This window comes from Streptomyces africanus, from assembly GCF_002150735.1.
GTDB classification, from domain to species: Bacteria; Actinomycetota; Actinomycetes; order Streptomycetales; family Streptomycetaceae; genus Streptomyces; species Streptomyces africanus.
Map to the genome: position 1 here is coordinate 23,954 of NZ_MUKA01000094.1, position 6,726 is coordinate 30,679.

5 protein-coding genes are annotated in these 6,726 nt (G+C 70.1%); 2 read left to right on the plus strand and 3 right to left on the minus strand.

Going from position 1 to position 6,726, the window contains the following annotated elements:
* Nucleotides 1-85 precede the first annotated feature (85 nt).
* Nucleotides 86-829 carry an amino acid ABC transporter ATP-binding protein gene (locus CCL05_RS14595; RefSeq protein WP_086560931.1) on the plus strand — a complete coding sequence of 248 codons (744 nt, stop codon included), beginning with the start codon at nucleotides 86-88 and terminating at the stop codon, nucleotides 827-829.
* Nucleotides 830-1,054: 225 nt separating this feature from the next.
* Here CCL05_RS14595 and CCL05_RS14600 read toward each other — a convergent pair whose 3' ends face one another.
* Both CCL05_RS14600 and CCL05_RS14605 read right to left on the minus strand, forming a co-directional pair.
* The gene (locus CCL05_RS14600) at nucleotides 1,055-2,623 is read right to left on the minus strand and encodes an alpha/beta fold hydrolase (RefSeq protein WP_086560932.1); all 1,569 of its coding nucleotides are present in this window, start codon (nucleotides 2,621-2,623) and stop codon (nucleotides 1,055-1,057) included.
* Nucleotides 2,624-2,739: 116 nt separating this feature from the next.
* Entirely contained in the window at nucleotides 2,740-3,504 is a 765-nt protein-coding gene (locus CCL05_RS14605; RefSeq protein ID WP_208641505.1) for a hypothetical protein, read from the minus strand.
* A gap of 103 nt (nucleotides 3,505-3,607) precedes the next feature.
* Between CCL05_RS14605 and ggt the strand changes: the two genes are divergently transcribed.
* On the plus strand, nucleotides 3,608-5,407 hold the full coding sequence (gene ggt, locus CCL05_RS14610) for a gamma-glutamyltransferase (RefSeq protein WP_086560933.1): 1,800 nt from the start codon (nucleotides 3,608-3,610) through the stop codon (nucleotides 5,405-5,407).
* A 50-nt stretch (nucleotides 5,408-5,457) separates the two neighbouring features.
* Here the strand turns inward: ggt and CCL05_RS14615 are convergent.
* On the minus strand, nucleotides 5,458-6,726 hold a 1,269-nt coding region (locus CCL05_RS14615; protein ID WP_244204274.1), incomplete at its 5' end, for an AAA family ATPase.

Here is a 6,726-nt window from a genome sequence, read left to right on the forward strand (position 1 = left end):
AAAAGTGCGTGTCGCCCGACAAGTCCGATCTTGCCTGGATACGTTGCGGCAACCACCACACAGCTGAGAGTGAGTAGGGCTGAGCATGGCCGTCGATCCGCTGATCGAGCTGCGTGACGTCAACAAGCACTTCGGGGAGCTGCATGTCCTGCAGGACATCAACCTCACCGTCGGCCGGGGGGAGGTGGTCGTGGTCATCGGCCCCTCGGGGTCGGGGAAGTCCACCCTGTGCCGGGCGATCAACCGTCTGGAGACCATCGAGTCCGGAGAGATCGTCCTCGACGGGCAGCCGCTGCCGGACGAGGGCAAGCCCCTGGCGCGGCTGCGCGCCGACGTCGGCATGGTCTTCCAGTCGTTCAACCTCTTCGCCCACAAGACCGTCCTCCAGAACGTCTCGCTGGGGCAGGTCAAGGTCCGCGGGCGCCGGAAGGAGGACGCCGACAAGCGCTCCCGTGAACTGCTCGACCGGGTCGGCGTCGCCGACCAGGCGGACAAGTACCCGGCGCAGCTCTCCGGCGGCCAGCAGCAGCGCGTGGCCATCGCCCGCGCCCTGGCCATGGAGCCCAAGGCGATGCTCTTCGACGAGCCGACCTCGGCCCTCGACCCGGAGATGATCAACGAGGTGCTGGAGGTCATGAAGCAACTGGCCCGCGAAGGCATGACCATGATCGTCGTCACGCACGAGATGGGCTTCGCCCGCTCGGCCGCCAACCGCGTCGTCTTCATGGCCGACGGCCGGATCGTCGAGGACCGCATCCCCGACGAGTTCTTCACCAACCCCACCAGCGACCGCGCCAAGGACTTCCTCTCCAAGATCCTCAAGCACTGAACGGGCAGGCACCGGACGGCTCATCGCATCGGACCTCGACTACGATGTGCCCTTCATCCCTGTCGGAGAGGGGGGACTTCGCCGAATTCCGCCGATCCCGCCCGGGATGAGCAGACCGCCCGCCCGGCCTGCGGGCCATTCCCACCGGGTGCGGCCCCCACGGCCCAGTCGGGCCACGGGGGCGGCGGTTCACATCGGCCAGGCCCGTCCGGCGGCAGCCGGAGATCACTGCTCGCGCAGCGGAACCGACACGTACGACGGGTCGTTCGCCGGCGAGGAGAAGGTCAGCTGCGCGCCGGACGGGTTGTGCTCGATGTAGAGCGGGTCGACCGTGTCGACGACCAGGGCGAGGCGATGCCCGGCCGGGACGTCGTAGGCCGTGGAGTACAGCTCCAGGTCGACGCCGAACGGCTTTCCCGGGGTGCGCCCGTGGAAGGTGTACGGCGCGTTGGTGACCAGCTTGCCGAGGCCGAGCGGCCCCACGTCGTACAGGTACGCGACGAGGGTGCCGCTCTCCTTGGTCGGAGTGACGGTCGTGTGCAATGTCGCCGTTCCGCGCACCTGTTGGGCCGCGGCGTACTTCTCCGACTGCCACACGGCGGCCCAGCGGCGGGGGAGCAGGGGGATCGAGGCCATCGGGGGCAGCTGGGCCACCTGGTCGAGGATGCTGGACAGGAAGACGACTCCGCCGTCGGCGCCCGAGTTCACGTTCGTGCGGATCGTGGTCGTGCCGGCGAGGGCGAGCTTCCGGTGCGTCGCGCCGGCCGACTTCCAGTCCGGGTAGCCCTCGTAGCCGCCCGAGGAGCGGGACTTGAGCTGGACGGGCTGCTCCCGGTCGATGCCGTTGTCCTCGCCGCGCAGGTAGTGGTCGAACCACCGCTCGGTGTCCTTCCACACGTCGTTGGGCAGCCCGAACAGGCCGGTCAGCTCGGCGGTGGCGTGGTCTCCGGGTCGCATCTCCAGCCGCTTGGGGCCGGTCAGCTTCTCGTAGAAGCCGGCGTACTGGTTGGGCGGGAAGACCGTGTCGCCCCAGGCGTTGGCGAGCATGATCGCCGCGCCGTTCTTGTTGATCTGGTCGACGTAGGTCGCAGCGGAACGTTTCTTCCCCCAGGCGACGAGCTCCGGCTCCTTGGCCAGGTTGGAGGCGTAGAAGTCGTCGAAGGTCTGCCGGAGTTCGGCGCTCTGCCGGCCTGTCACCACGCTCGCGCCGTCCAGCAGGGCGGCCGCCTGGACGTGCTGGGTGCGCCCGGAGTAGATGGAGTCGATCAGGTCGGCCCAGCCGCTCAGCGAGGCGACCGCCTTGACGCGCTTGTCGTGCGCGGCGGTGAGCAGGCTGATGCCGGCGCCGTAGGAGACGCCCGCCATGCCGATGTGCCCGGCGTCCGAAGGGGTGTGGGCGAGCGCCCAGTCGATGACCTTCGAGGCATCGGCCACGTCGGGCGGGCCCGCGACTTCTATCTCGCCGCCCGACTGCCAGAAGCCGCGCACGTTGTAGGTGACGACGACGTACCCCGAGTCGGCGAGCTTCTGGGCCTGGGCCAGGTATTCGACCTGGGGCAGACCCCAGCTCGTGGGCATGACGAGCAGTGGGTAGCGGCGCGTGCCGTCGGCGCCGGCCGGGGTGACGACGTTGGCCTTGAGGACGGTGCCGCCGTCGCCCGCGATGTCGACGAACCGGACCGGGTTCGGCGCCGCCTGTGCGGTGGGGGCGAGTCCGAGGGCTGTGCCGGCGACCAGGGTCGCCGAGACGGCGCCTACGGCGGTGGTGCGCAGGGCCTTGCGGGGGTTTCCCACGGGTCACTCCTCACTCGTGTCAGTGCAAAGTGACCAGACGGTAACCTTGGCCCTTTACCAGTGGTAACCCGTCGGTAAGTTACGTGCCAGTAACGATTGTTGAGAAGTGGAGGACTTCAGGAGGCCCGGTGGCTGTTGCGTGGAGCCGCCGTCGCCGCGGCGGGCAGCGGGGTCTGGGCCGCGCGCGTCACGTCCGCCACCATTTCGACCACGTCCGGCCCGTACGCCTGCGAGTTGATCACCTTCAGCAGCAGTACGAACGAGTTGTTGCCGTACTTGCGGGTCAGGCGCTCGTGGTGGCGGGCGAGATAGCGGGTGGTGGCCTGGTTGGTGATCGACGTCTGGCCGCAGAACAGGAAGACCGGACGGGTGTGCTGGCTCCGCTCCGCCGTGAGCCGGGCGAGCAACGCGTACTCCTCCTTGCCGGCCTCCACGCGGTAGCGCTCGGAGCCGACCAGGAACGAGCCCCGGTCCGGGCTCGGTTCGGCGTCGACGTTCACCCGCACACCGGGCAGCAGCGAGGACAGGTGCGCCGCCATACGGCGATTGGACGCCGGACCGCCCACACAGAACTCGGTGCGCTCACCGAACCCCTGACGTGCCGTGTCGTGCGGAAGGATCTGGGCGTGGGCGTTGCAGTCCTTGATCAGCGCGGCGAGTTCGAGCAGCGCGAACACGTCGAAGCGCATCACGGCGAACTCGGGCCCCGCGGCACCCCGGTTCACCACCAGCAGCGATTCCGAGTTGTCGGGCAGTCCGAAGAAGGCCTGCTTACGGCGGAGCTTGCGCCTCCACAGGTAGGTGCGGGCGATCCAGCCCAGCGCGGCGCTGATGCCCGCCGCGACCACCCCCAGGACGATGTTGCGCACGTCGTCATTCATGGGCGCGCATGGTAGCGGCCCGACGCACCGGTGTTCGACGCCTCCCTGACGCGGCCATGGCGATGAATTAAGCTGCGCGGACGGCCTTTGACTGGAGGTGCGGATGCGTCGCCCTGTCGCACGGAATCTGACGGTCCTGGCGGTCTCGGCCGCCGTGGTGGTGTCGGCGGGAGCGGCGGCGCCGCCCACCGCGCAGCGCACGGGCGGTGAGAAAACGCCCCTGGCCGTCGGCTACGGCGGAGCCGTCTCCAGCGTCGACCGGGACGCCTCCGCGGCCGGGCTCGAGGTGCTGCGCCAGGGCGGCAACGCCGTCGACGCGGCCGTCGCCACGGCCGCCGCGCTCGGCGTCACCGAGCCCTACTCGGCCGGTGTCGGCGGAGGCGGCTACTTCGTCTACTACGACGCCAAGTCCAGCACCGTCCGCACCATCGACGGCCGGGAGACCGCCCCGCTGACCGCGGACAAGAACCTCTTCGTCGAGAACGGCAAGCCCGTCCCCTTCGCCGACGCCGTCAGCAGCGGCCTGAGCGTCGGCACCCCGGGCACGCCCGCCACCTGGCAGACGGCGCTCGACCAGTGGGGCAGCAAGCGGCTCGCGAGCGTCCTGAAGCCGGCCGAGCGGCTCGCCCGTGACGGCTTCACCGTCGACGAGACCTTCCGCTCGCAGACGGCGTCCAACGAGACCCGCTTCCGCTACTTCCCGGACACCGCCGAGCTGTTCCTGCCCGGCGGACGGCTCCCCGTCGTCGGCTCCACCTTCAAGAATCCCGACCTCGCCCGCACCTACGCGGAGCTGGCCCGCAAGGGCGTCGGCGCGCTCTACCGCGGTGACATCGGCCGGGACGTCGTCGACACGGTCAACAAGCCGCCCGTGGACCCCGCCTCGGGCTGGAACGCCCGCCCCGGCGACCTCTCCGAGCGGGACCTGACCGCCTACCGCGCCAAGCTCCAGGCACCCACCAAGTCCTCGTATCGCGGACTCGGCGTCTACTCCATGGCGCCGTCATCCTCCGGCGGCACGACGGTCGGCGAGGCGCTCAACATCCTGGAGCGGACCGACCTGTCGAAGGCGAGCCAGGCCGAGTACCTGCACCGCTACATCGAGGCCAGCCGAATCGCTTTCGCGGACCGGGGCCGCTGGGTGGGCGACCCGGCCTTCGAGGACGTACCGACGAAGGAACTGCTGTCGCAGCGGTTCGCCGACTCGCGCGAGTGCCTGATCAAGGACGACGCGGTGCTCAAGAGTCCTGTGGCGCCGGGTGATCCGCGCGATCCCGAACAGTGCGGCTCCGGGGGTACGGCCGCTCCGACGACGTACGAGGGCGACAGCACCACGCATCTGACGGTGGCCGACAAGTGGGGGAACGTCGTCGCCTACACGCTCACCATCGAGCAGACGGGCGGCAGCGGGATCACCGTGCCGGGGCGGGGGTTCCTGCTCAACAACGAGCTGACGGACTTCTCCTTCACCCCGGCGAACCCCGCCGTGCACGACCCGAACCTGCCGGGGCCGGGGAAGCGGCCGCGGTCGTCGATGTCGCCGACGATCGTGCTCGACCGGCATGACAGGCCCGTGGTGGCGCTGGGGTCGCCGGGTGGGGCGACCATCATCACGACCGTCCTGCAGACGCTGGTCGGGTTCCTCGACCGGGGGTTGCCGCTGGTCGACGCGATCGCGGCGCCCCGGGCCAGTCAGCGGAACGCTGCGCAGACCGAGCTGGAGCCGGGGCTCGACAGTGGTGTGAGGAAGCAGCTCGAAGCGATCGGGCACTCCTTCAAGGCCAACCCGGAGATCGGGGCGGCCACCGGGGTTCAGCGGTTGCCCGGTGGGAAGTGGCTGGCAGCCGCTGAGACCGTGCGGCGTGGTGGGGGATCGGCGATGGTGGTGCGGCCTGTGGGTTGAGTGCCGTCTGACGGCGCGTGGGGGGCTGGTCGCGCAGTTCCCCGCGCCCCTTAGGGCGTTGCCGTCTCCTGCGTTTGAAACTTCAGGCGGCCGTCCTCCACGTCCACCGTCACCTGGCCGCCCTCCGTCACCCTGCCGTCCAGCAGCAGTCGTGACAGTTCGTTGTCCACCTCGCGTTGGATCGTGCGGCGCAGCGGGCGGGCGCCGTACTCCGGCTGGTAGCCGTGCTCGGCCAGCCATTCCACCGCTCGGTCGGTGAAGGCCACCGAGATGCCCTTGCTCTGCACGAGGGACCTGGTGCGGTCCAGCAGGAGGTTGGTGATGCGGCGGAGCTGTTCCGTGCTGAGCTGGCGGAAGACGACGATCTCGTCGATGCGGTTGAGGAACTCGGGGCGGAAGTGCTCGCGCAGGGGGCGCAGGATCTGCTCGCGCCGGGCCTCCTCGTCCGCGTCCGCGCCGCCCGACGCGAAGCCCACGGAGGCGCCGCGGCGGGTGATCACCTCGGAGCCGAGGTTGCTGGTCATCACGATGACGGTGTTGGTGAAGTCGACCGTGCGGCCCTGGGAGTCGGTGAGGCGTCCGTCGTCGAGGACCTGGAGCAGGATGTTGAAGACGTCCGGGTGGGCCTTCTCCACCTCGTCCAGCAGGAGCAGCGAGTACGGGTGGCGGCGCACGACCTCGGTGAGCTGGCCGGCCTCCTCGTGGCCGACGTAGCCGGGCGGGGCGCCGACCAGGCGGCTGACGGTGTGCCGCTCCTGGTACTCGCTCATGTCGAGGCGGACCATGCGGTCCTCGCTGCCGAACAGGGCCTCGGCGAGCGCCCGGGCCAACTCGGTCTTGCCGACGCCGGTCGGGCCCAGGAACAGGAAGCTGCCGATCGGCCGGTCGGGGCTGGCCAGCCCGGCGCGGGAGCGCAGCACCGCGTCCGAGACGACCCGCACGGCCTCGTCCTGGCCGACCACCCGCTCGTGCAGGTGCTCCTCCAGGTGCAGCAGACGGTCCTTCTCCTCCTGGGTGAGGCTGCTGACCGGGATGCCGGTCTGCCGGGACACCACCTCGGCGATCGCCTCGGCGCCGACGACCAGATCCTGGCCCTCGTCGATCTCGCCGTCGCCGCCCGCCTGGGTGATCCGCAGCTTCAGGTCCATGATCCGGTCGCGCAGCTGGGTGGCCTGTTCGTAACTCTCGTCCGCGACCGCCTGGTCCTTGTCCCGGGTCAGCTGCTCCAGCTCCCGCTCCATGGCCCGTACGTCGGTGCCCTTGGTGCGGGCGCGCAGCCGGACCCGGGCACCGGCCTGGTCGATCAGGTCGATCGCCTT